At 51.3% G+C, this 23,103-nt stretch carries 20 protein-coding genes; 6 read left to right on the top strand and 14 right to left on the bottom strand.

The genetic code is table 11. The features are described from left to right. The first annotated feature begins 15 nt into the window (after positions 1 to 15). Positions 16 to 807 (top strand): DsbC family protein, encoded by a 792-nt coding sequence (locus tag ACTHTJ_RS01820; RefSeq protein WP_070585111.1) that lies wholly within the window; start codon positions 16 to 18, stop codon positions 805 to 807. A 141-nt stretch (positions 808 to 948) separates the two neighbouring features. On the opposite strand, the gene ACTHTJ_RS01825 is transcribed toward ACTHTJ_RS01820, so the two are convergent. From ACTHTJ_RS01825 to ACTHTJ_RS01855, 7 genes are all read right to left on the bottom strand, one after another. Then, the gene (locus ACTHTJ_RS01825) at positions 949 to 1,632 is read right to left on the bottom strand and encodes a 2,3-diphosphoglycerate-dependent phosphoglycerate mutase (RefSeq protein WP_003679823.1); all 684 of its coding nucleotides are present in this window, start codon (positions 1,630 to 1,632) and stop codon (positions 949 to 951) included. A 102-nt stretch (positions 1,633 to 1,734) separates the two neighbouring features. Continuing rightward, on the bottom strand, positions 1,735 to 2,487 hold the full coding sequence (locus tag ACTHTJ_RS01830) for a class I SAM-dependent methyltransferase (RefSeq protein ID WP_070585113.1): 753 nt from the start codon (positions 2,485 to 2,487) through the stop codon (positions 1,735 to 1,737). Between the two features lie 48 nt (positions 2,488 to 2,535). Then, positions 2,536 to 4,164: a sigma-54-dependent transcriptional regulator gene (locus tag ACTHTJ_RS01835; protein WP_440360827.1), complete on the bottom strand. Its 1,629-nt coding sequence runs from the start codon at positions 4,162 to 4,164 to the stop codon at positions 2,536 to 2,538. Then, on the bottom strand, positions 4,157 to 5,743 hold the full coding sequence (locus tag ACTHTJ_RS01840) for a two-component system sensor histidine kinase NtrB (protein ID WP_070712140.1): 1,587 nt from the start codon (positions 5,741 to 5,743) through the stop codon (positions 4,157 to 4,159). The genes ACTHTJ_RS01835 and ACTHTJ_RS01840 overlap by 8 nt, the downstream gene beginning before the upstream one ends. A 70-nt stretch (positions 5,744 to 5,813) precedes the next feature. Next, on the bottom strand, positions 5,814 to 8,117 hold the full coding sequence (parC, locus tag ACTHTJ_RS01845) for a DNA topoisomerase IV subunit A (RefSeq protein WP_440360826.1): 2,304 nt from the start codon (positions 8,115 to 8,117) through the stop codon (positions 5,814 to 5,816). A gap of 208 nt (positions 8,118 to 8,325) precedes the next feature. Further along, positions 8,326 to 9,648, bottom strand: a complete 1,323-nt coding sequence (locus tag ACTHTJ_RS01850) for an MFS transporter (protein WP_070712138.1) — start codon at positions 9,646 to 9,648, stop codon at positions 8,326 to 8,328. A 195-nt stretch (positions 9,649 to 9,843) separates the two neighbouring features. Beyond that, the gene (locus ACTHTJ_RS01855) at positions 9,844 to 10,887 is read right to left on the bottom strand and encodes a LacI family DNA-binding transcriptional regulator (protein WP_070645886.1); all 1,044 of its coding nucleotides are present in this window, start codon (positions 10,885 to 10,887) and stop codon (positions 9,844 to 9,846) included. 251 nt (positions 10,888 to 11,138) lie between these two features. Between ACTHTJ_RS01855 and pgi the strand changes: the two genes are divergently transcribed. Then, a complete protein-coding gene (pgi, locus tag ACTHTJ_RS01860) occupies positions 11,139 to 12,779 on the top strand; it encodes a glucose-6-phosphate isomerase (protein ID WP_440360825.1) in 1,641 nt (546 codons plus the stop codon). Positions 12,780 to 12,984: 205 nt separating this feature from the next. After that, entirely contained in the window at positions 12,985 to 14,274 is a 1,290-nt protein-coding gene (locus ACTHTJ_RS01865) for an AmpG family muropeptide MFS transporter (protein ID WP_283122339.1), read from the top strand. Between the two features lie 60 nt (positions 14,275 to 14,334). Here ACTHTJ_RS01865 and hpf read toward each other — a convergent pair whose 3' ends face one another. From hpf to ACTHTJ_RS01900, 7 genes are all read right to left on the bottom strand, one after another. After that, a complete protein-coding gene (gene hpf / locus ACTHTJ_RS01870; RefSeq protein WP_285071246.1) occupies positions 14,335 to 14,649 on the bottom strand; it encodes a ribosome hibernation-promoting factor, HPF/YfiA family in 315 nt (104 codons plus the stop codon). 49 nt (positions 14,650 to 14,698) lie between these two features. Then, a complete protein-coding gene (gene rpoN, locus ACTHTJ_RS01875; RefSeq protein ID WP_440360824.1) occupies positions 14,699 to 16,054 on the bottom strand; it encodes an RNA polymerase factor sigma-54 in 1,356 nt (451 codons plus the stop codon). A gap of 184 nt (positions 16,055 to 16,238) precedes the next feature. Next, positions 16,239 to 16,973 (bottom strand): LPS export ABC transporter ATP-binding protein, encoded by a 735-nt coding sequence (gene lptB, locus ACTHTJ_RS01880; protein ID WP_003679854.1) that lies wholly within the window; start codon positions 16,971 to 16,973, stop codon positions 16,239 to 16,241. A 70-nt stretch (positions 16,974 to 17,043) separates the two neighbouring features. Further along, positions 17,044 to 17,574 (bottom strand): lipopolysaccharide transport periplasmic protein LptA, encoded by a 531-nt coding sequence (gene lptA, locus ACTHTJ_RS01885; RefSeq protein WP_049328829.1) that lies wholly within the window; start codon positions 17,572 to 17,574, stop codon positions 17,044 to 17,046. Next, the gene (gene lptC / locus ACTHTJ_RS01890) at positions 17,555 to 18,136 is read right to left on the bottom strand and encodes an LPS export ABC transporter periplasmic protein LptC (RefSeq protein WP_004518853.1); all 582 of its coding nucleotides are present in this window, start codon (positions 18,134 to 18,136) and stop codon (positions 17,555 to 17,557) included. The genes lptA and lptC overlap by 20 nt, the downstream gene beginning before the upstream one ends. After that, positions 18,133 to 18,669 (bottom strand): KdsC family phosphatase, encoded by a 537-nt coding sequence (locus tag ACTHTJ_RS01895; RefSeq protein WP_308882103.1) that lies wholly within the window; start codon positions 18,667 to 18,669, stop codon positions 18,133 to 18,135. Before ACTHTJ_RS01895 ends, lptC begins: the two co-directional genes overlap by 4 nt. 66 nt (positions 18,670 to 18,735) lie before the next feature. Beyond that, entirely contained in the window at positions 18,736 to 19,710 is a 975-nt protein-coding gene (locus tag ACTHTJ_RS01900; protein WP_107723725.1) for a KpsF/GutQ family sugar-phosphate isomerase, read from the bottom strand. Between the two features lie 134 nt (positions 19,711 to 19,844). On the opposite strand from ACTHTJ_RS01900, the gene tal reads away from it, so the two are divergent. The 3 genes from tal to ACTHTJ_RS01915 all read left to right on the top strand — a co-directional run bounded on the left by tal (position 19,845) and on the right by ACTHTJ_RS01915 (position 22,913). Further along, the gene (gene tal, locus ACTHTJ_RS01905; RefSeq protein WP_440360823.1) at positions 19,845 to 20,900 is read left to right on the top strand and encodes a transaldolase; all 1,056 of its coding nucleotides are present in this window, start codon (positions 19,845 to 19,847) and stop codon (positions 20,898 to 20,900) included. Positions 20,901 to 21,052: 152 nt separating this feature from the next. Further along, entirely contained in the window at positions 21,053 to 21,940 is an 888-nt protein-coding gene (gene gluQRS / locus ACTHTJ_RS01910; protein ID WP_070712129.1) for a tRNA glutamyl-Q(34) synthetase GluQRS, read from the top strand. 238 nt (positions 21,941 to 22,178) lie between these two features. After that, positions 22,179 to 22,913 carry a LytR/AlgR family response regulator transcription factor gene (locus ACTHTJ_RS01915; RefSeq protein ID WP_070459495.1) on the top strand — a complete coding sequence of 245 codons (735 nt, stop codon included), beginning with the start codon at positions 22,179 to 22,181 and terminating at the stop codon, positions 22,911 to 22,913. Positions 22,914 to 23,103 lie beyond the last annotated feature (190 nt).

Here is a 23,103-nt window from a genome sequence, read left to right on the forward strand (position 1 = left end):
ACGCAAGTCTCTCGCATGAAAACCAAGTTAATCAAAATCTTAACGCCGTTTGCCGTTCTTCCTTTGTTGGCATGCGGTCAACCTGCCGTATCCAATGCCAACGCGGCGCCTGCACCGGCTGCCAAAGCGGAAGCGCCTGCCGACAAATCCGTTGCCACTTCTTTGAAAGCGCGTCTGGAAAAAGTCTATGCCGCCCAGGATTTGAAAGTTTTGAGCGTCAGTGAAACACCGATTAAAGGCATTTATGAAGTTGTCGTCAGCGGCAAACAAATCATCTATACCGATGCTAAAGGCGACTATATGCTCGTTGGCGACCTCATCAACGTCAATACGCGCCAAAGCATGACTGAAGAACGCGCCGCCGATTTGAACAAAATCGACTTCGCTTCCCTGCCTTTGGATAAAGCCATCAAAGAAGTACGCGGCAACGGCAAACTGAAAGTCGCTGTTTTCTCCGATCCGGACTGCCCGTACTGCAAACGCTTGGAGCATGAGTTTGAAAAAATGACCGACATCACGATTTATACCTTCATGATGCCGATTCCAAGCCTGCACCCTGATGCCGCGCGCAAAGCCGAGCTGTTGTGGTGTCAACCTAATCCGACCCAGGCATGGATCGACTGGATGCGCAAAGGCAAATTCCCAAGCGGCAAAGCAAACTGCGAAAACCCTGTTGCAGAAACCACTTCATTGGGCGAACAATTCGGCTTCAACGGCACGCCGACCGTAGTCTTCCCTAACGGCCGCAGCCAAAGCGGTTACAGCCCTATGCCTCACCTCAAAGAAATCATCGAGAAAAACCAGTAATACTTTTCAGGTTTTAATCTCCATAAAGGACGCTTTACGCGTCCTTTTTTCATGTCGCCCGCCATCAACTGCCTTCAGACGGCCTCAATACAGACAAATATAAAAAAGGACGTGTCCAACACGTCCTTTTTTCCCTTTACCTTACAGGTAGAATTTTTCAATTACTTTCAGGTTTTCATCCAATTTGTACACCAGCGGCTGACCGGTTGGGATTTCCAAACCCATGATGTCTTCGTCGGAAATGCCTTCGATGTGTTTGGCCAACGCGCGCAGGGAATTGCCGTGTGCCGCAACCAATACACGTTTGCCGCTCAAGATGGCCGGAGCGATTTGATCTTCCCAGAAAGGCAGAACGCGCTCGAGGGTCACTTTGAGGTTTTCGCCATCAGGTACGACATCGCTAGGCAGGTTAGCATAGCGGCGGTCGTTGTGGGCGGAGTGAGGGTCTTTAGGATCGAGCAGCGGAGGCAGGGTGTCGTAGCTGCGGCGCCAGATGTGGACTTGCTCGTCGCCGTATTTTTCTGCGGTTTGTTTTTTATCCATACCTTGCAGCTGGCCGTAGTGGCGCTCGTTCAAACGCCATGATTTGATTTGTGGAACAAACAGTTGGTCGGATTCTTCCAAAACGATGTTACAGGTTTTGATGGCACGGGTCAGAACGGAGGTAAAGGCGATGTCGAACTCGTAGCCCTTCTCTTTCAGCTTTTTACCTGCTGCTGCGGCTTCTGCCAAACCTTGCTCGCTCAGCTTAACGTCGCGCCAGCCGGTGAAAAGGTTTTTCGCGTTCCATTCGCTTTGTCCGTGACGGATGAATACTAATTCCATGATAGTTTGCTCCAATGAAGTTTGGGAAAAGGTATTTATAGCACACTTTGCCGCCGCGCTGATAACGTCGGCGGTTTCTTTTGATATGTTGCAAGTTTGCTTCTAGTCTTCAGACGGCCTTGTCGGAAGGTAAACATCAAACCGCGTGCTTTTGCCTGTGTATTGATAAGCAGGTTTGCGCCCGTCGAGAAATTCGCCCAAGCGCGGGCGTTTGACGACAATGCGTTTTTTGGCGGTATTCAATGCCGCATCCAATAACTCGGCTTCATCTTGTGCCGAGCCGACCAAGTCGTGAAAGTAAGCCATTTCTTTTTTCACAGCTGCGGTTTTGCGACGCTCCGGATACATCGGGTCGAGGTACACTACATCGGGCATACCGTTTTCCATTGCCAATTCCTGCATTAAATCAACGGAATTGCCGAAATGCAAAGTAATGCGTTGGGCAATCTCCCGTGTCTCTTCACTTTGCCCCACCCTATTGAGGCCGTCTGAAAGTAGACAGGCAACCGCAGGATTTTGTTCAAAAGTGTGTACATTCAAACCCAACGAGGCAAGCACAAAACTGTCGCGCCCCAGTCCGCCGGTAGCGTCCCAGACAGTCGGTTGTACAGTGTGGTTGACTGCTTTGGCAATCAACTCGCCTCCGCCTTTAGTGCGCCGATAATGGGCGGCACCGCCATCAAAATCAACGCGGACACGGCCTTTTTCACCGGCGCGGCACAAACTGATGCCGCTTTCGTCAGCGATAAGGAAACTGCCTTCTTCAGGCTGCCGGTCGATAACGGTCAACCCGAACGGCTCGGTAAGGCTGCGAAGTTCGGCAGATGCGGTTTCGTCAAAATAAATCTTGTACATAAGGCTTATGTTTCAGACGGCCTTGAAAACTCAGGCCGTCTGAACGTTTTAATTGATGTCCAAGCGTTCCATGCGGTAGCGCATAGAGCGGAAGCTGATGCCCAAAAGTTTGGCGGCTTGGGTACGGTTGTAACGGGTTTGCTGCAAAGCCTGCTCGATGATACTGCGTTCCACTTGGTCGAGGTAATCCTGTATCTGCATGGTACGCGGATCAAACGGCGGAATGGGGCTGTGATTGAGCGTGGTTTCGCGCGCGTCAGGTTCGGCAATATCGTCAAAGGAAAAGCCGCTGCGTTCAGCCTTAACCTGTGGGGCGTTTTGAATCTGCAAGTCGTCCACTTGTATCACTTGGCCTACCGTCAACGCAACGGCGCGTTCAAGGATATTTTCCAACTCGCGGAAGTTGCCGGGGTAGCTGTAATGCAACAGGGCTTCTTGGGCTTTCGGGCTGAGTTTGTAGGTTTGATTGCCGTGACGGTGTTTATACAACAGATACAGAATCAGTGCGCCCAAGTCTTCGCGCATTTCGCGCAAAGGCGGCATGTGCAGGGAGACTACGTTGAGGCGGTAATACAAGTCCTGACGGAATGCACCGCTTTCAATCAAAGCTTCGAGGTTTTTATGGGTTGCACAAATAATGCGCACATCCACAGAGGTTTCCCGCGCATCGCCGATACGGCGCACGGCTTTTTCTTGAATGGCGCGCAGGAGTTTGACCTGCATGGCAAGCGGCAAATCGGCAACTTCATCAAGGAACAAAGTGCCGCCGTCGGCGTGTTGGAAAAAACCTAAACGGTCTTGATCTGCGCCGGTAAAGCTGCCTTTTTTGTAACCGAAAAATTCGCTTTCCATCAGGTTTTCAGGAATAGCTCCGCAGTTGACAGCAATAAACGGTTTGTCGGCGCGGTCGGACAACTCATGAATGGTACGTGCCGCTTGCTCTTTACCCGTACCGGACTCGCCGGAGATATAAACGGGAACAAGGCTGCGGGCCAATCTGCGAATCAGGTGGCGTACTTCGACCATTTGCGGCGAAGTACCCAACAGGCGCGGCATATCGTCGTCGCCTTCCAATATAGGTGCGTCTTGTTGCAAAGCAGGATTGATGTTACCGGCCGAAAAACGCTCTTTTAAGGAATTGAGCCCTTCCGGAACAGTCAAAGGCCGGTTAAATTCGCTCTGTACGCTCTTAGGCGGCGTAACGACAGGCTTGGCCGGCTGAGGTTCGGGTTTATACAGGGCGGCAGAAACAGGCGCAGGCTGCAATTTGACTTTTTCAGACGGCGTGGGTTCGGCAGTATTATCGGAAACCGATACTGCCGATTTAACCAATGAACGCAACTGCGACAGCGTAATCGGTTTTTGCAGATAATCAAACGCCCCCGCTTTCAAGGCTTCAACGGCTTGGTCGGCATTGCCGAAAGCCGTAATCACGGCGACGGGCGTGTCGAGCATCAATTCGTCGATGTATTGAACCACCTCGAGGCCGGAGCCGTCGGGCATACGCATATCGGTCAACACCAGCGAATAATCGTTGTTGTCTAGCCTGTCTTTGGCTTCTTCAACACCAGCCGCAGTATCGACGCGCAGACCCATTTTCATCAGGGTCATTTCCATCAGGTCGCGGATGTCTGCCTCGTCATCGACAACCAAAACCGGCTCTTGCAATTTATTCATCCTGCGCTTGCTCCTTCGGTAAAATCAGTTCAAACCCGTTCATTTCAGGGTGATAATGCAGCTGCCCCATATTGGCGTGTGCCAACTCGCGTGCGACGTAAAGCCCCAAACCGGTACCTTGTTTTTCGGTGGTGTAAAACGGCTCGAACAGATGATTTCGTACATCGGGCGGCACGCCTTTGCCGTTGTCCGCCACTACGATGGAAATATGCATCCTGCCGCTAGAGCGGATAAGAACGGTAATGGCGTTTTCGTCCTGACGGCTGTGTCGCCAAGCGTTGTTGCACAAGTTCCACATCACTTGCTGCAAGTGCATGGAGTCAACCAATACGGTCAGGTTGTTGCCGTCCATATTCATACGCAGACAGCCGATGGCATCGGGATTGTTTAAGGTAAATTCCTGCTTGAATTCCAACCAAAATTTCATCAGATTAATCGGCTGGCGGCTGATGTTGTCTCGTTTGTTAAGCAGGGATACGTCTTCCAACATCTTGTCGATGCGTTGGATATTGCTGTCGATGATGTTGTAGAGCTTGGCCTTGAGCGGATCTGCCTCATCACCCTCTTGCAACAAATCGCTGGCATGACGGATGGCGGACATCGGGTTGCGGATTTCGTGGGCAAGGTTGGCAGTCAACTGTCCGAGCGAAGTCAGCTTGGTGGACATGGCCTCCGCAGCCACTTCACGCAATGAGCGGACATACAGCATCAGCAGCTCGGTCTGCTCCTGAATCAGCGGAACGGCTCGAACGTGCATGGCGTGTTGGAAAATATGGATATCGGTTTCAAAAGGTTTGTCGGGTTGGCGCTGCCAACGTGCCACCAGTTCGCCAAACACGATTTCCTGCTGATCGATAATCAGGCTGGGGAAATAGATTTTTGCCTGTTTGTTAAACAGCCACACGCGTTGGGTCGCATCAATCACCACAACCGCTTCCTGTACGCGGTTCAAAACCAAATGGTTCAAGCCGCTAATACGGCGGTAGGCCAGTTGATGACGGCTGGCGGACTCTGTGGCCTGCTCCAGATAACGGGCAGCAAACGATGTCAGCATCGCCACCAGATAGCCTGCGCCGATCAGCATCGAAGAATTCACCATTGATTTCGCGTCCCAATTAAACGAATCGAAACGCATGCTGCCGTCTAAAAACAGGTTCAAAATAAACAGCATGGCCGTATAGCCTGCATACAGCATAGGGTAGTGGCCATAACTGAGCAGACACGACGTAGCAACAAACGGCAAAACCAAAATCCCGAAACCGGAAGCCGTACCGCCGGAGATATACACCAAAACCATCATCATGGTGATGTCGACCACGGCACTGGCATTGGGCAAATCCAAAGACTGCCACTGCCAGCCCGGGCGGAACACGGAGAGCATAATCAGGAGGAAATACAGCGTTACCCAGATATAAAACTCAACGTCCGGCAACGAAATGCCAATCAGGTTGCCACCCGTGTAGCTGCCGAAAGCGTGCAAAACCAAAAGCGGTAAGACGATGGCTATTCGGGCAATGTTGATTACACCGGGAATCCGCTCCCTCAGATTACCCAGTTCTTGAAGATTGGCTCTGTTCATAAATGAACCTTTTTTTATTATCATGCAATGTCGTATAAATTTAATTTATTTAGATATATTTGTTCTTGTTTCAGGACAAACTTTTCAGACGGCCTGATATTTCCAATACCTTGCCTTTTTTACCGCGTTTGCCGTCAATATCGGCAATACGCAGTTTTTCCTGATGTTCTGCACCGCGTCGGCCGACCGATACAACGGTAAATTCAGGAGAAGTCGTCACCATAATGTGTTCCAAAGATGCACCATCAGCCAACGACATCAGCTGCAAACCGCGGCCTTTAGGCATGACTTTAAGCTCGCCGATGGAAAACGCCAAGAGGCGGTGGTCGCTGCTGGCCAGTACGACTTTGCAGTCGGGATTGATCAGCGAAGAAGCATAGACGGCAACCGGCGGCAGGACGGTTTCGCCGCTGTCCACGGTCATCACCACTTTACCCGCTTTCACGCGTCCGACCATATCGGCCAACTTGGTGATAAAGCCGTAGCCGCCGCTGCCTGAAAGCAAGTAATGCTGTTCGGGCTGGCCGGTGAGCATGGCGACGGGTTTCGCGCCGTTTTGCAGCTCGATTAAGGATGAAACCGGTACGCCGTCGCCGCGTCCTCCGGGGATTTCGGCGGCATCGAGCGTGTAGGTTCTGCCCAATGAATCCAGGATGACGACGGGTAAAACAGTGCGGCCTTCAAGGGTTTGTTTGAGACGATCGCCTTCTTTGAACGCGGTTTGGCTCAAATCGAGGTTGTGTCCGGCGCGGCTGCGTATCCAGCCTTTTTCCGACAGGATCAGCGTGATGGGTTCGTCGGCGGTGGTTTGCGTCAGCACGGCGCGTCCGGCTTCTTCCACCAGCGTGCGGCGCGCGTCGCCAAACTGCTTCATGTCCGCCTGCATCTCTTTGATAATCAGCTTGCGTTTTTCGTTTTCGTCGCCCAAAAGGATATTCAGACGACCTTGTTCTTCGCGCAATTCGTTCAATTCTTTTTCGAGTTTGAAACCTTCCAAACGCGCCAACTGGCGCAGGCGGATTTCCAAAATGTCTTCGGTTTGGATTTCGGTCAATCCGAACGCCGCCATCAGGTCGGCTTTCGGATCGTCTGATTCGCGGATGACTTTAATCACTTCGTCAATGTGCAGAAAGACTTTCAGACGGCCTTCAAGGATGTGCAGCCGTTTTTCCACTTGGTTCAAACGGAATTTCAGACGGCGTGTTACGGTTACGATGCGGAAATCTAGCCATTCCTGCAAAATCGTTTTCAGGTTTTTCTGCGCGGGACGGTTGTCCAAACCCATCATCACCAAGTTCATGGAGACATTGCCTTCCAGCGAAGTCTGCGCCATCAGCGTGTTGATGAATGTATCGGTATCGATGCGGCTGGATTTTGGTTCAAATACAAGGCGCACAGGATGTTCGCCGTCTGATTCGTCGCGCACGCGGTCGATTAAATCCAGCATCAGCTTTTTGGTGTTGAGCTGGTCTTGGTTGAGCTGCTTCTTGCCTGCTTTCGGTTTCGGGTTGGTTTGTTCTTCGATTTCAGCAAGGATTTTGGCGGAATTGGCGTTCGGCGGCAGCTCGGTCACAATCACGCGCCACTGTCCGCGCGCCAGCTTCTCGATTTCATAACGCGCACGCACGCGCACGCTGCCTTTGCCGGTTTCGTAAATGCGGCGTAATTCATCCGCCGGCGTGATGATTTGACCACCGCCGGCAAAATCGGGCGCAGGAATGTATTGCATCAGGTCGGCGGTTTCCAGCGTCGGCTTTTTCAACAGCGCAATCGCCGCCTGCGTGACTTCGTTTAAATTGTGTGATGGGATTTCAGTCGCCATGCCCACCGCAATGCCTGATGCGCCGTTGAGCAAGACCATAGGCAGACGGGCTGGCAGGTGTACAGGTTCGTCAAACGCACCGTCGTAGTTCGGCACAAAATCTACCGTACCCTGATTGATTTCGGACAACAGCAATTCCGCAATCGGCGTCAGCCGCGCTTCGGTGTAACGCATCGCCGCCGCCCCGTCGCCGTCGCGCGAACCGAAGTTGCCGATGCCGTCGATTAAGGGGTAGCGCAAGGTAAAATCCTGCGCCATGCGCACCATCGCCTCATAGGCGGAACTATCGCCGTGCGGATGGTATTTACCCAAAATTTCGCCGACCACGCGCGCCGATTTCACCGGCTTCGCCCCCGCCGTCAAACCCATATCGCGCATGGCAAACAAAATACGTCGTTGTACAGGCTTTTGACCGTCTGAAACTTCAGGCAGCGCGCGGCCTTTGACCACGCTCATGGCGTATTCGAGATAGGCGCGTTCGGCATATTGACCTAACAGCAGGTAGTCTTCGCCGATAGGAGATGGACTTGGAGCGGAAATGTGTTCTGTCATCAGGATGGTAAAACGAAATAAATTAAAGAAGGATATTGTAAAGCAAAATCGGTAGTCATAGCCAATTTGAGTGATGAACGGTAGCGCAGCGACAATAAGGCTTCCCGAATCAGGTCAGCAAATGAAATCTGTTTCGACAAAAAAGGCCGTCTGAAACCATTTCATGTTTCAGACGGCCTTTTTATTTTGGTTTTAAATCAAAACTTCGTTATTCTGCAGTAGCCGATTTGGCCGCAGTTTTAATGGTTAAGGTCAACGCGGCGGCGATGGCCAGGGAAACACCGGCAAAAGTCATCGCGTTGGCAGGGTTTGAACCCAAGAAGGTTTTGTACACCCAGCCGAAAGATACGGTTTCAATCAGCATTGGAATCACAATCATCATGTTCACAATACCCATGTACACGCCGTAACGTTCTTTCGGAATAGAACCGACCACAATCATAAACGGCACGCCCATCATACTTGCCCAACCGACACCGAAACCAATCATCGGCGCAAACATCAGGTATTTGTTGCCGATGTGCGGAATGGTGAGCAAGGCCAGCGCGGCAAGGGTTACGGCAAAGGCGTGAACATATTTGGCGGCGTATTTGCGCGCCATCCACATCAGGCCGAAGGCGGAGATAAAGGTTACCACGTTGTAGAAACCGTTTACCAGGCCGGTCCATGCAACCGCTTGGCTATACGCTTCGGTATTTTCAACGGTCGAGTCCCAGACAGATTGGACGATACTGTGGGAAATATATTGCCAGTAGATGAAGAGCGCGTACCATTGAAAGAGATACACCAAAGCCAGTTGCCACAGGGCAGTCGGCATTTCGCGCACGGCAACGACAATATCTTTAACAGCATGGGCCGGACCGCTCGGCTGGGCTTTAATGGCCGCCATTTCTTCAGGGCTGGGCTCGCGTTCGGCTGTTGATAAAACGGTAACCAAAACCGAACCGATGGAGCAGACCGCACCAATATAAAACGAACCGAATACCCAATACGGAATGCCTGCTTCGGAAGTTTGTTGCAACCAGCCGATTTGTTGGAAGATGTAGAGGGAAACGTTGGCCAGGGTAATGCCCAAGCCGGTAAACACGGACTGCATCAAGAAACCGGTGGATTGCTGTTGTTCAGGAACGGTATCGGCAATAAAGGCACGGAAAGGTTCCATTGCCGTGTTGTTGCTGATGTCCAAGAGCCACAGCAGCAATACGGCCACCCACAAGGCGGTAACGTGCGGATAAATAAAGAGGCAGAGGCTGCAACCGATGGCGCCGATCAAGAAATACGGACGGCGGCGACCCAATCCCGGCACCCAAGTGCGGTCACTCATCGCACCAATCATCGGCTGCACCAGCAAACCGGTAATCGGGCCTGCCATATTCAAAATCGGCAATTGGCTCGGGTCGGCATGAAGAAAGCTGAAAATCGGGTTAATCGCAGTCTGCTGCAACCCGAAGCTGTATTGAATGCCGAAGAAACCGAAGTTCATCAGCATAATCTGGCGAAGTGTCATCGCCACTTGTGGGGAGATTTTCATAGGAAGGCTACTCCTGGATAATAAACTATGGAAACAACAAACTCCAATTTCAGCGGTATGACGCTCTTATTGTATTGGGCCGCCTTTTTCAATGAGGCAACCCTGTTTTCAGACGGCCTTTATTTTGACCGTTTATATAATCTTGTTTTGATGTGTGTTTGTGTTGTTTGAAGCTTATTTTTAGGCCGTCTGAAACTATTTATTCATCACAGACTGACGCCAGATGGTTTCCCCAACAACCTTGACGGGCTGAGCCGTACCGGCCGGATGTTCGATGTATTGGAACAGCAAATCCGCCGCCATTTCACCCATACGCAGATAAGGCAGCTCGGTGCTGGTCAACGGCGGAAACAGCGTTTCCGCAATCGCGCTGTGGTTATCATATCCGGCAACCGAAACTTGCTCGGGAACCCGCACGCCGCGCGTCCTCAAAATCCCGTACACGCGCACTGCCATTTCATCGTTACCGCAGCAAATTACCGTCGGCGGAAGCGGCAAAGACAGCAGCTTCAAAATAGCCGAAATCAAAGACCCGCTGTCGTTGCTGAAGTCAGGATAACCAGTTTGCACCAAATCAGGATCGAAGACAATATCCGCATCTGCCAAAGCCCGGTGGTATCCGGCCAATCTCAATCTCGTTGCTTCTACGCCCGGCTGCAAAGTCACATAAGCAATCCGTTTGTGTCCGCTTTGAATAATTCGGCGCACCAAGCCATACTGCCCTGCTTCGTCATCCGGCAAAACCGACGGCGTACCTGCCAAATCAAAACAGTTGACCAACACCATCGGACAACGGTTGGGCACTTCCGGTAGCAATACTTCCTGATGGAAACCTGCCACATATAAAATCCCCTCGGCACGATGCTCCATAAAGGTACGAATCAGCGGCTCCATCTGACCGGGCTGCCCCGACTTGTTGTCGATGTCGGCAATCATCAAAATCTTGCCTTGTGCGCGAATCTGCTGCTGAATGCCCTTAATCAAGAACATATCCGGAATGCCGTGTCCGCCCGTATTCTCACCCGTCCGCGAAATGGCGCCGGTAATCAGGCCGACCAAGCCAGAACGGTGGGACCGCATAATCCGCGCCACAGAAGACGGGATATAGCCCAAAGCGGCAATCGCTGTTTCTACTTTGGAACGGGTTTTATCGCTGACCGGCGCATCGCCGTTAATTACCCGGCTGACCGTCTTGGGAGACACCCCGGCATAAGCAGCGACATCATAAATTGTAGCCATCTTACGAACCCGCCCCGACAGGATTTCAATAATGTTACATAGGATAACACAGCAGACATCGGTGTCATACCCCCTTTTTTACAGAAACTTGATGATAATCAACCATTTCTATTGCATTTTGCATACATTTCTTAAGCAAAACCGACCCTACCACCTCCCAAAAGTTGTGCAAATTTGTTAAACTACAAACAACTATAAAAAGCAGAAAATAGATACCCTGCTTGTTTACCGTTACATACTAAGGAAACGAGATGTCCTCATACTCAGACGCATGGCAGGCCTTGGAAACCCATCATGCCGATACGCAACACATTACCCTGCGCGAACGCTTCGCCGCAGATGCCGAACGTTTCAATAATATGCACGAAATTCTGTATGGTTTGTTATTTGATTACAGTAAAAACCGCCTAGATGAAAATACCCTTGATTTATTGTGCCAACTGGCCGAAGCAGCCGATTTGCCACAATATATGCAGGCCATGAGCAGCGGCGAAAAAATCAACACCAGCGAACACCGCGCCGTCCTCCACACCGCCCTGCGCCTGCCGGCCAATGCCCAACCCATTTACGTCGACGGCGAAAACATCGTGTCCAAAGTTCATCACGAACTCAACCGCACCCTCGAATTCGCACGCCAACTCCTAGACGGCACCCACGCAGGCATTACCGGCAAACCCATTACCGACTTGGTTCACATCGGTATCGGCGGCTCCGATTTGGGTCCGCGCATGGCCACACAGGCGCTGCAACCTTATTGGCAAAACATCCGTGTCCACTTTGTCAGCAACTCCGATGATGCCGACCTGACCCAAACCCTTCTCGGCCTCAACCCCGAAACCACCGTATTCAGCATTGCCAGCAAATCGTTCCGCACACCGGAAACCCTGCTCAATGCCTATGCGGCGCGTACTTGGTACCGCGATGCAGGTTTGCCTGATTCCGGCATCTACCGCCACTTCTGCGCCATTTCCGCCGATGTGGCCGCTGCCCAAAACTTCGGTATCTCCCCCGACAAAGTCTTCGCCATGTCCGACTGGGTCGGCGGCCGCTATTCCGTCTGGTCGCCCATCGGCCTGCCTCTGATGGTTGCCGTCGGCGAAAAAGCGTTCCGCAAAATGCTGGCCGGCGCACACGCGATGGATACCCATTTCTTCGAAACACCATTCCGCCGCAACATTCCCTTCCTGATGGCGCTCATCAATGTTTGGTACAACAACTTCCAATATTCAGACGGCCAAACCGTTGTCCCATACAGCCACAACATGCGCCTCTTTACCCCATGGCTCAACCAACTCGATATGGAAAGCCTCGGCAAACAGCGTACATCAGACGGCCAACCCGTTTCCTGCACCACCGGCGGCATTGTCTTTGGTGATGAAGGTGTCAACTGCCAACATGCCTACTTCCAGCTTCTACACCAAGGTACGCGTCTGATCCCCGTCGACTTTATCGTCCCCATGACCACAATCTACGGCAACCACCGCCAACACCGCTTTACCGTTGCCAACGCCTTTGCCCAAGCCGAAGCGCTGATGAAAGGCAAGACCTTAGACGAAGTACAAGTCGAATTAGCCGCCCTGCCCCAAGACGAACGCGACCGTCTTGCGCCGCAAAAAGAATTCCCCGGCAACCGTCCGAGCAACAGCCTGCTCATCGACAGCCTGACGCCTTTCAACCTCGGCATGCTGATGGCAGCCTACGAACATCGCACCTTTGTTCAGGGCGTGATTTGGCGTATCAACCCCTTCGACCAATGGGGCGTGGAATACGGTAAAGAACTGGCCAAAACCATCGAGCCCGAACTCGAACGCGGCACGCCGGCACACGACAACTCCACCAACGGTCTGATTGCCTTCTACCGCAACTGCAACGCAGCATCGAAGGCCGTCTGAAAATAAAATATCCGTAAAACAAACATATCTGCTTGTCTTACGGACATTTCAAAACCCTATCGGCTTGTTCCAACAAAAGGCCGTCTGAAACTTTATCCATTCAGTTTCAGACGACCTTTTATTATTCAATAAAGATAGCAGAAGTTGATTCGCCATATCCCCCATCTTTGCTACAATATCCCTTTTCTTTTTTATTGATTCCACTATGACAACCGCACCCCAACCCAGCACTTGGCGCAAGATTTTTTCGCGCAAAATGCTGATTTGTATCTTTACAGGCTTCACTTCGGGGTTGCCGCTTTATTTTCTGATCAACCTGATTCCGGCATGGTTGCGCAGCGAACATGTTGATTTGAAAACCATCGGCCTGATGGCACTTATCGGACTGCCTTTCACTTGGAAATTTATCTGGTCTCCCGTCATTGATTTGGTCAGATTACCTTTTTTAGGACGGCGACGCGGTTGGATGCTGGTTACGCAAGTTGGTTTGCTGCTGACCTTGCTCGTTTACGCCTTCCTAAATCCTGCTCAGCATTTATATGTAATTATGGGCTTATCGTTGGTGGTCGCCTTTTTTTCTGCCAGCCAAGATATTGTATTGGATGCATTTCGCCGCGAAATTTTGTCAGATGAAGAATTAGGCTTAGGCAACTCTATCCACGTCAATGCCTACCGTATCGCCGCTTTGGTACCCGGCTCGCTCAGCTTGATCTTGGCCGACTTGATGCCTTGGCACAACGTATTCATCATTACTGCACTATTTATGCTGCCCGGTCTGCTGATGACCCTGTTTTTAGCCAAAGAGCCTGACATTCCACCATCTGTGTCGCGTACATTTGCCCAAACGGTTTCCGACCCTTTTAGTGAGTTCTTCTCCCGCAAAGGAATCAAACAGGCCATATTGGTATTGCTGTTTATCTTTCTCTACAAACTGGGCGACAGCATGGCCACTTCTTTGGCTACACCGTTTTATCTGGACATAGGCTTCAGCAAAACCGACATCGGCCTCATTGCCAAAAATGCCGGCTTATGGCCTGCTGTCATTGCCGGTATTGTAGGCGGTATTTGGATGATAAAGCTCGGTATCAACAGGGCTTTGTGGGTTTTCGGCGTAGCCCAATGGGTAACGATTCTAGGCTTTGCCTGGTTGGCAAATTTTGGCAAGTTTGAAACCATCACACTGACAGAGCAAATGATGCTTGCGGCCGTGATTGGTGCAGAAGCAGCGGGCGTAGGTCTGGGTACAGCGGCATTTGTCGCCTATATGGCCCGTGAAACCAATCCTGCTTTCACGGCCACACAATTGGCCCTCTTTACCAGCCTGTCAGCTGTTCCCCGTACATTTATCAATGCTTCGGCAGGCTATCTGATTGAAGCGATGGGTTACTTCAATTTCTACTGGCTGTGTTTTGCTTTGGGCATACCCGGCATGTTGCTGCTGTTTAAAGTGGCACCATGGAATGGCGACAAAGCGAATACCCGTTTGCAAGGCTAAATCTCCTTAACAAACAAAAGGCCGTCTGAATGTTCAGACGGCCTTTATCATACAAAAATTTTATTCTGCTTCAGGTTTGACAGTACTGCGGACATCGCCGCTTTTTTCTTTATGTTTCAAAACAGCGCGGTCGAGCTTATCCATCAAAACATCAATCGCGGCGTACATATCCTGCTCAATCGCTTCAACGTGCAAATCTTTGCCTGCCAGATGCGCATCGGCTTCGGCTTTTTGATTGACTTTTTCCACCGAGAGCGTGATGGTCACGGAAATGATGTTGTCGGCGTGGCGACTGATTCGTGCCAACTTGTCGGAAACATAGTTTTTGATGGCTTCGGTAACATCAAAATTCAGACCGGTGATTTTCAGATTCATGATACAGCTCCTTCGGTTGATTAGTCCGTCAAAACGGATCGGAATATATCTACTCGGTAAATTTTCGTTTGTGTGCCGGTGGTATGTCTAATGATTCTCTATATTTAGCAACTGTACGTCTGGCGATTTCAATGCCGCGTTGTTTTAATAATTTGACGAGGGTCTCGTCCGAATAGGGTTTGCTGCTGTCTTCGCTTTCAATCAGCTGGCTTAATACGGCTTTGATTGCGCCTTGGCTGAACCCTTCGCCATCATCGTCGGCATTGACTGCCTGTGTGAAGAAATAGCGTAACGCAAACAGGCCGCGCGGGCAAGACAAATATTTCTGGTTGGCGGCGCGCGAAATGGTGCTTTCCGCCAAACCCAATTCGGCGGCGGCATCTTTCATCAGCATGGGCGACAGGCCGATTTCTCCGAAAATGAAAAAATCTTCCTGATTTTTGACGATATACTCGGCAAGGCGGAGGACCGTGCTTTTACGCAGCTCCAAAGAATCAATGCGCTGCTTGGCTTCGCTGATTTTTTCCTTCCACTCCGGTGCGCCCTCTTCCGCTGATTTCATCAGGTCGCAATATTCCTGATTGAGCTGCAGCTTCGGCCAAGCCGCCTCGTTGCTGATGACTTCCCAGCCATCCTTGCCCTCTTTGACCCAAACGTCAGGCTGAATATAAGGCGTAGGCGTGGCAGAGGCGAAGCCGTAGGCCGGATAGGGATTGAGCTCGGCAATCATATCGAGCGCAGCTTCTATGGTTTCGCTGTCGGTATCGGGATAGAGTTTGCGGAAACGCAGAACGTTTTGTTTGCGGTTTTTGCCTAACTCTTGAAGCGAACTTTGCACCAAATGCGCGGCCATTTGTCTAGCCGGAGAAGCCGGCAAACGCATCAGCTGCAGCATGAGCGACTCGGTCAAGTCGGCCGCCGCCACGCCGGGCGGCTCAAAGGTTTGCAATACATCCAGCGCGTTTTGCAGGGCCTCTTCGTCCAGCATCCATTCTAACGGCGTGTGGTCGATGATTTCTTCGAGACTGTCGGTGAGGTAGCCTTGTTCGTCCAAAAAATCAATCAAGACGTGAACATAGGCTGCTTCCACTTGCGAAAGCGGATGCTCGCACACTTGGGCATGCAGATAGTGTTTGAAATCCTCTTCTTCGGCGATGTTGCTCCAAATATCTTCGGCATCGTCGCCACTCAACTGCTGACCTGCGCGCGGCATGGTTACCGCACGGTTGAGCCCGCTATCGGCAAACTCATCGGTTTCCGGACGCTCAAGCAGAGGATTGTCTGACAACCAGTCTTCCACTTCGCGCTCAAGCTCAAGACCCGACATCTGCAAGATGCGCAAAGACTGCTGCAGCCGCTGGTTGAGCTGCTGGGTCTGTTTGAGTTTAAGGACGAGTGAAGACATAGTGTTTTTTTTCGAAGTGTATAGATAGTTTTTCAGACGGCCTTTGTACGGAGGGCCGTCTGAAAAACTAGGTTATCGGTATTATATTTGTATTCTTAGTAATTATTTCAATATTTACAGATACCCTCAATTGAAATGAGAGCCTCGTGTGAAACCGGTTTTACGATTGCCGTCAAATATGCATTCAATATTTGAAATTTTCACCCAAGTAAACCGAACGGACTTGTTCATTATTGACCAAATCATCCGGCTTGCCAGAAGCCAATACCGTGCCGTCACTGATGATGTAGGCACGGTCGCAGATGCTGAGGGTTTCGCGCACGTTGTGGTCGGTAATCAATACGCCGATACCGCGTGATTTGAGGAACTCGATGATTTTCTGAATATCGATGACGGCAATCGGGTCAACGCCGGCAAAAGGTTCGTCCAACAAAATGAAACGCGGCTGCATGGCCAGCACGCGTGCGATTTCGACACGGCGGCGTTCGCCACCGGACAAGGACGGCGCAGGGTTGTTGCGCAGGCGCTCGATATTCAAATCTGCCAACAGTTTTTCAAGTTCAGCATCGATGCGGCTTTTGTCCTTCATGCTGATTTCCAAAATGGCGCGGATATTTTGTTCCACGGTCATTTTGCGGAAAATCGAGGCCTCCTGCGGCAGATAGCCGACGCCGAGGCGGGCGCGTTCGTGGATAGGCAGGTGGCGCAACTCTTGGCCGTCCAGCATCACGCTGCCTGCATCGGCGGCAATCAGGCCGACTATCATGTAAAAGCTGGTGGTCTTACCCGCGCCGTTGGGGCCGAGCAGGCCGATGACTTCGCCGCTTTCGATTTCAAGGGAGAAGCTTTTGACGACTTGGCGTTTTTTGAAACTTTTTTGCAGGTTTTGAACCACAAGACGGCTGTTGTTTGCGCTCATATTCTATTGACTTTCGATATTGACCTCAGGCCGTCTGAACCTTTTTCAGACGGCCTTTTTGTGTGTTTTCTTATTTGTTTTTCTGCGTGCTGGACGGCTGGATGACAACGCTGACGCGGCCGGATTTCGCAGCGGATTTCACACCGGATTTGGCACTGCCGTTAATGGTGTAAACCTCGGTTTTGGTGTTGTAAGTGATGACCGCACCTTCGGCTACATCGCCGCCTCGCTGTACTTTGGCATTGCCGGTCAGGGTAACCAGACTGGCTGCGGAAGAATACGTGACGGTATTGGCTTGGCCGTTGACCACGCCTTTACCGCCGTCCAACTCTTGGCTGAATTTGACGGGAGAGCCGGTGGCTTTCATCAACTGCTCGCTTTTGTCGTTGCGCGAAACGGTCACGCTGCCGGCACGGATATTGAGCGTGCCTTGTTTGATGATGACGTTGCCGGAAAAGGTGGTGCTTTGGTTGTTTTGGTCAAGCGAGCCTTGGTCGGCTTCGATTTGAATCGGCTGCTTGCTGTCGCTTTGCAGGGCAAAGGCCGGGCTGGCGGCAAAAACGGCAACAAGGGCTAAGGTTTTACAAATTTTTTGTATCATAAATTGTGGCTTTCACTTTGGAAGGGAAATTCAGCAAACCGGTTTTGTGGTCATAAGTCATGCCGTTTGCCTGACCGCTGGACTGTCCGTATTGGAAAGTAACAGGGCTGTCGGTATGGGCGTATTGCGCTTCAGTATCGACATTCAAACGTTCGGTTTTGACGATGCCGGCCAAACGCTTGGCATCTGCCGCTTTGTTTAAGACGACATTCTGTTCAAAAACGACTTTCTTATTTTGAATATTGTACGCGGCCTTGTCGCTGCCGACTTCGTACAGCAGGCTGCCGTCACGGTAAAACGAAAGATGCGGTTTATCCAAATGCACATCTGCGCTATTCGGATATTGGACGGCATCGACCGCGCTCAGGTTTTCTTTCAGACGGCCTTCTTGGTCAAAACGTTTGCCGTTGATGCCTTTCATCGAATATTGCGGCTCATTCGGATTGAGGACGACTTCTTCGACCTGCACTTCGCTGATGCGGCCGAGCCACGCTGCCAATGCGCCGAGTGAAACGGCCAACACCAGCGGAAAGGCGATTCCGTAACGCCATCTGATTTTCATCGTACATACTCTTTCAAAGCAGGTTCAAGCGTACCTTGCGCCTGCATAATCAAATCGCACACTTCACGCACCGCGCCTGCGCCGCCGGATCGTCGGGTTACATAATGGGCGTATTGCAAAGTAAACCAATGCGCTTCGGGGACGGCAACCGCCAATCCGCAACGCACCATCACGGGCAAATCGACAACATCGTCGCCGACAAAGGCGCACTCATGCTCCTCCACACCTGCCTGTTCGCACAATTGGGCGTAGGCGGCACGTTTGTCGTGAATGCCTTTGAAGTAATAGCTGATACCGAGCTGCTTCACGCGGATACCGACGGAAGGCGCATCGCGGCCGGTAATAATCGCCGTTTGCACGCCGCTGGCCTGAAGCATTTTCAAACCGTGTCCGTCCAAAGTGTGGAACGATTTGATTTCTTCTCCATTATCACGGATAAAAATGCGGCCGTCGGTCAAAACGCCGTCCACATCCAGTATCAGCAGTTTGATGCCTGAAGCGCGTTGTTGCAGGTCGGAAGAGAGGTTTTGCATAAGGTTTCCTTATTTCAGACGGCCTATTCTAGCATAAGGCCGTCTGAAAACGTTTTTGCCGTCGTTTCAGACAATTCGTGCCATCAATAAATCGTGCATGTTCAGTGCGCCAATCAGTACGCCGTTTTCTTCGACCACCAGCAAACCGTTCACATGGCCGCTTTGCATGGCTTTCAAAGCTTCAGTGGCAAGGCGGTCGGCTGAAATGGTTTTCGGCGAAGCGTGCATGATGTCGTCCACTTTCAACCCGGCAAAGCTGTCGCGTTCTTGAAACAGACGGCGCAAATCGCCATCGGTAAATACGCCTTTCAGACGGCCTTCGGCATCGGTTACCGCCAACATACCCAAGCCTTTTTCACTCATGCGGACAATGGCCTCTTTCAACGGCGTGCCCAACAAAACGGCAGGCAGAGCTTCTTCTTTGTGCATGATATCCGCCACGCGCAGCAACAGGCGTTTGCCCAAGCTGCCGGCTGGATGGCTTAAAGCAAAATCATCCGGCGTAAACGCACGCGCCTGCAGCAATACCACTGCCAGCGCATCACCCAACGCCATCACGGCGGTCGTACTGGAAGTCGGCGCAAGGCCGAGCGGGCAGGCTTCTTTGGAAACCGCCGCGGTAATATGGATATCGGCATGACGCGCCATGGTCGAAGTCGGATGGGCAGTGATACAAATAAGCGTGATGTTTTTACGTTTCAACGCCGGAATAATCGCCGCAATTTCATCACTTTCGCCGGAATTGGAAATGGCAACCACGACATCGTGGTCCACAATCATGCCCAAATCGCCGTGCGCCGCTTCGGCAGGATGGACGAAAAACGCAGGTGTGCCGGTAGAAGCCATGGTTGCCGCCATTTTGCGGCCGATGTGTCCGGACTTGCCCATGCCGGTAATGACGACCCTGCCCTTGCAGTGCAACAACGCTTCCGCCGCACGGACAAAATCATGATCCAAAGCCGCCGCAATTTCACGCAAACCTTCGGCTTCCGTATCTAATACATCGCGCGCCCAGTCGAGATAAAGTGTGTTTTCCGCCATCAAAGCTACCTTTCGTGCTTGAATTTAGGTTTGTTTTGCCCAACTTAATCAGCCGTAAACTGTTCAAATTCATCGAATCGGCGTAGCATTACCACCACTTCACAAACAAACCTATTATGTAAAAGGAATCAGAGATGACTATTTTATCGGACGTTAAAGCATTAGGACAACAAATCTGGTTGGACAATCTCTCACGTTCGCTGGTACAAAGCGGCGAATTGGCAGAAATGCTGAAGCAAGGTGTATGTGGCGTAACTTCCAATCCTGCCATTTTCCAAAAAGCCTTTGCCGGAGATGCCCTGTACGCCGATGAAGTAGCCGCGCTCAAACAGCAGGACCTGACCCCGAAACAACGCTACGAAACCATGGCGGTTGCTGATGTGCAAGCCGCTTGCGACGTGTGCCTTGAAGAACACGAATCCACCGGCGGTAAAACCGGCTTCGTCAGCCTCGAAGTTTCACCTGAATTATCGAAAGACGCACAAGGCACGGTTGAAGAAGCGCGCCGCCTGCACGCCGCCATCGGCCGCAAAAATGCCATGATTAAAGTACCGGCAACCGACGAAGGCATCGAAGCACTCGAAACCCTTGTTTCAGACGGCATCAGCGTCAACCTGACTCTGCTTTTCTCCCGCGCCCAAACCCTCAAAGCCTATGCGGCCTACACGCGCGGCATTGCCAAACGTTTGGAAGCAGGACACGACGTTTCCCATATCCAAGTTGTCGCCAGCTTCTTTATTTCCCGTGTCGATGCCGCATTGGACGCTACCCTGCCCGACCACCTCAAAGGCAAAATCGCCATTGCACTGGCCAAAGCCGCCTATCAAGATTGGGCGCAATACTTCGGCAGCAACGAATTTGCCGCACTTGCCGAAAAAGGTGCCAACCGCGTCCAACTTCTGTGGGCATCTACCGGCGTGAAAAACCCTGCCTATCCTGACACTTTGTACGTTGACAGCCTGATTGGCGCCCATACCGTCAACACCGTTCCCGATGCCACACTCAAAGCCTTTATCGACCACGGTACCGCTAAAGCCACTTTGACCGAAGGTGTGGACGAAGCCCAAGCGCAGCTTGCCGAAACCGCCAAACTCGGCATTGATGTCGAAACTTTGGCAACGCGTTTGCAGGAAGACGGTTTGAAACAATTTGAAGACGCTTTCGCCAAACTGCTTGCTCCCTTGGCTTAAGCGGATTGAACGGACGGCCGAGAAACTTAAATCATTTTGAAAAGTCTCAGGCCGTCTGAAACCCAAATTCGGGCGTGTACGGCACGCCCTTTTCTATCACGATTTGAATACCGTGCAGGCATACTGCCCCTGCCCTACAAAACCACCCTGCCATGTATATAGGACGTTTCGCCCCCAGCCCTACCGGCCTGCTTCATGTCGGCTCCCTACTGACTGCCGTCGCCTCCTATGCCGACGCGCGCGCTCATCAGGGCAAATGGCTGGTCCGCATTGAAGACCTTGACCCACCGCGCGAAATGCCCGGCGCCGCTGCCGATATTTTGCGCACGCTCGAAGCTTTCGGTTTTGAGTGGGATGGCGAAGTCGCCTATCAAAGCCGCCGTTACGACCTGTATCAAGACACCCTCGACCGCCTCAAAGCGGCCGGGCTGGTGTATCCCTGCTATTGCAGCCGAAAAGACTGGCAGGCGGCGGCAACACATGGCGCAGACGGATTTGTATATAACGGCCGTTGCCGCAATCCTCAGCAAAGACCCGACACGCAAAACAAAACTCCGGCATGGCGCATTCAAGTTCCCGATCGCGTAATCGGTTTTTCAGACGGCATTGTCGGATATTACGCACAAAATCTGGTACACGACATCGGCGATTTTGTCCTGCTTCGTGCCGACGGCTATTGGGCATATCAGCTTGCAGTGGTTGCCGACGATGCCGATCAAGGAATAACCCATATTGTCCGCGGTCAGGACTTGCTCGTTTCCACGCCGCGCCAAATCTATCTGCAACAATGCCTAGGCGTTCCCACCCCGGCCTACGCCCACCTTCCCCTACTGACCAACAACCAAGGGCAAAAATGGTCGAAACAAACCCTTGCTCCGGCTTTGGATTTGAATCAAAAAGAACAGCTTCTCCGCCAAGTCCTAACCTACCTCAACCTACCCGATGCACCTACAGTGAACCGTCCTCAAGAATTGCTCGATTGGGCGGTGGTGCACTGGCAAATGGACAAAATCCCAAAATCGTCCATTATCACGGACTGAATTAGCATGATTACAACAAAATTACTCTAGGTATTACAATATTTCATAAAATTATGTAAGTAATCTTCCGATTCATCCCAAACCATGCCCAAGAAGCGAAAAATCATGTATATTTTAAAAATTTCCTAAAATTGTCACAAACTGATAATTTCAAGCTTACAACAACATACGGCTGACGCGTTATTAAGGACGATAAAGCGCGGCAGTTCTCCCACGATACAACAAAAAGAATACCGCTATGCCAAGTGCCATTATTGTAGAAGACGAAGTATTAGCAGCAGAACGCTTACGTGTATTATTGGAAGAGTGCAATGTCGTACTGCTCAACGTCTTTCACCATGCCATGCCAGCATTGGAGTGGCTGAGCGTCCACGAAGTCGACATCGTCTTTGCCGACATCGGCATGCCGGAAATCGACGGTCTCGAGTTTGTCGAACGCATTAAGCGTACCGCCAAACGCCAGCCGGAAATTGTATTCACCACAGCCTACGAAGAACACGCCCTGCGCGCGTTTGAGCTGGCTGCCGCAGACTATCTGCTCAAACCAATCAAAATGACCCGCCTGCAAACCGCGCTTGACCGCATCATCGAGAAAAACCGCGAAAAAGCAGACAGTTTCACCCATTTCAAAGTGTACAACCGCGAACGCATGGTTGAAATCCCATGGCAACAGGCGCGCTACCTGATGGCGGAACACAAAACCGTCTATCTGTTTACCGGTGACGGCCAAAGCTACGAATTACCGAAAACATTGGTTTACTGGGAAGAATTGCTGGGCGATAAAGTCATCCGCATCCACCGCAATGCCCTCGTCTTCCGCCACACCCTAGACAGTCTGATTCGACTGGACGATGACGAAAACGATGAATCCGCATCCACGTGGAGCGCTAAAATTCTCGATATTCCGACCCCGTTGCCCGTCAGCCGCCGGCAACTCTCCACCCTGCGGAAAATCATTAAAAACAGCATCTAACAATGCGCTCCTTGACTCGTTCTCTTTAAATCAAAGGCCGTCTGAAAAGATACTTTTCAGACGGCCTTTTAACTTATCAGCCAAATGGTAGAAATTTAAAAAAAGAATAGTCCAAATCTGTCGTTTAGCTCTATCCAAGCTTTCAATTTGATCAAAGCTTGTTTTGCCCTCAAACAAGCTTTTCTATCCA

It is taken from the genome of Neisseria sp. P0018.S001, assembly GCF_051957355.1.
In the GTDB taxonomy this organism is placed as follows: Bacteria; Pseudomonadota; Gammaproteobacteria; order Burkholderiales; family Neisseriaceae; genus Neisseria; species Neisseria subflava_A.

Excerpts from the sequence above, each read along its gene's own strand:
- ACTHTJ_RS01840 (WP_070712140.1), bottom strand. The coding sequence starts at position 5,743 with ATGAACAGAGCCAATCTTCAAGAACTGGGTAATCTGAGGGAGCGGATT.
- ACTHTJ_RS01835 (WP_440360827.1), bottom strand. The coding sequence starts at position 4,164 with ATGAATAAATTGCAAGAGCCGGTTTTGGTTGTCGATGACGAGGCAGAC.
- lptA (WP_049328829.1), bottom strand. The coding sequence starts at position 17,574 with ATGATACAAAAAATTTGTAAAACCTTAGCCCTTGTTGCCGTTTTTGCC.
- tal (WP_440360823.1), top strand. The coding sequence starts at position 19,845 with ATGACTATTTTATCGGACGTTAAAGCATTAGGACAACAAATCTGGTTG.
- ACTHTJ_RS01865 (WP_283122339.1), top strand. The coding sequence starts at position 12,985 with ATGACAACCGCACCCCAACCCAGCACTTGGCGCAAGATTTTTTCGCGC.
- lptB (WP_003679854.1), bottom strand. The coding sequence starts at position 16,973 with ATGAGCGCAAACAACAGCCGTCTTGTGGTTCAAAACCTGCAAAAAAGT.
- pgi (WP_440360825.1), top strand. The coding sequence starts at position 11,139 with ATGTCCTCATACTCAGACGCATGGCAGGCCTTGGAAACCCATCATGCC.
- parC (WP_440360826.1), bottom strand. The coding sequence starts at position 8,117 with ATGACAGAACACATTTCCGCTCCAAGTCCATCTCCTATCGGCGAAGAC.
- ACTHTJ_RS01900 (WP_107723725.1), bottom strand. The coding sequence starts at position 19,710 with ATGGCGGAAAACACACTTTATCTCGACTGGGCGCGCGATGTATTAGAT.
- gluQRS (WP_070712129.1), top strand. The coding sequence starts at position 21,053 with ATGTATATAGGACGTTTCGCCCCCAGCCCTACCGGCCTGCTTCATGTC.
- rpoN (WP_440360824.1), bottom strand. The coding sequence starts at position 16,054 with ATGTCTTCACTCGTCCTTAAACTCAAACAGACCCAGCAGCTCAACCAG.
- ACTHTJ_RS01855 (WP_070645886.1), bottom strand. The coding sequence starts at position 10,887 with ATGGCTACAATTTATGATGTCGCTGCTTATGCCGGGGTGTCTCCCAAG.
- ACTHTJ_RS01820 (WP_070585111.1), top strand. The coding sequence starts at position 16 with ATGAAAACCAAGTTAATCAAAATCTTAACGCCGTTTGCCGTTCTTCCT.
- hpf (WP_285071246.1), bottom strand. The coding sequence starts at position 14,649 with ATGAATCTGAAAATCACCGGTCTGAATTTTGATGTTACCGAAGCCATC.
- ACTHTJ_RS01895 (WP_308882103.1), bottom strand. The coding sequence starts at position 18,669 with ATGCAAAACCTCTCTTCCGACCTGCAACAACGCGCTTCAGGCATCAAA.
- ACTHTJ_RS01850 (WP_070712138.1), bottom strand. The coding sequence starts at position 9,648 with ATGAAAATCTCCCCACAAGTGGCGATGACACTTCGCCAGATTATGCTG.
- ACTHTJ_RS01830 (WP_070585113.1), bottom strand. The coding sequence starts at position 2,487 with ATGTACAAGATTTATTTTGACGAAACCGCATCTGCCGAACTTCGCAGC.
- ACTHTJ_RS01825 (WP_003679823.1), bottom strand. The coding sequence starts at position 1,632 with ATGGAATTAGTATTCATCCGTCACGGACAAAGCGAATGGAACGCGAAA.
- lptC (WP_004518853.1), bottom strand. The coding sequence starts at position 18,136 with ATGAAAATCAGATGGCGTTACGGAATCGCCTTTCCGCTGGTGTTGGCC.
- ACTHTJ_RS01915 (WP_070459495.1), top strand. The coding sequence starts at position 22,179 with ATGCCAAGTGCCATTATTGTAGAAGACGAAGTATTAGCAGCAGAACGC.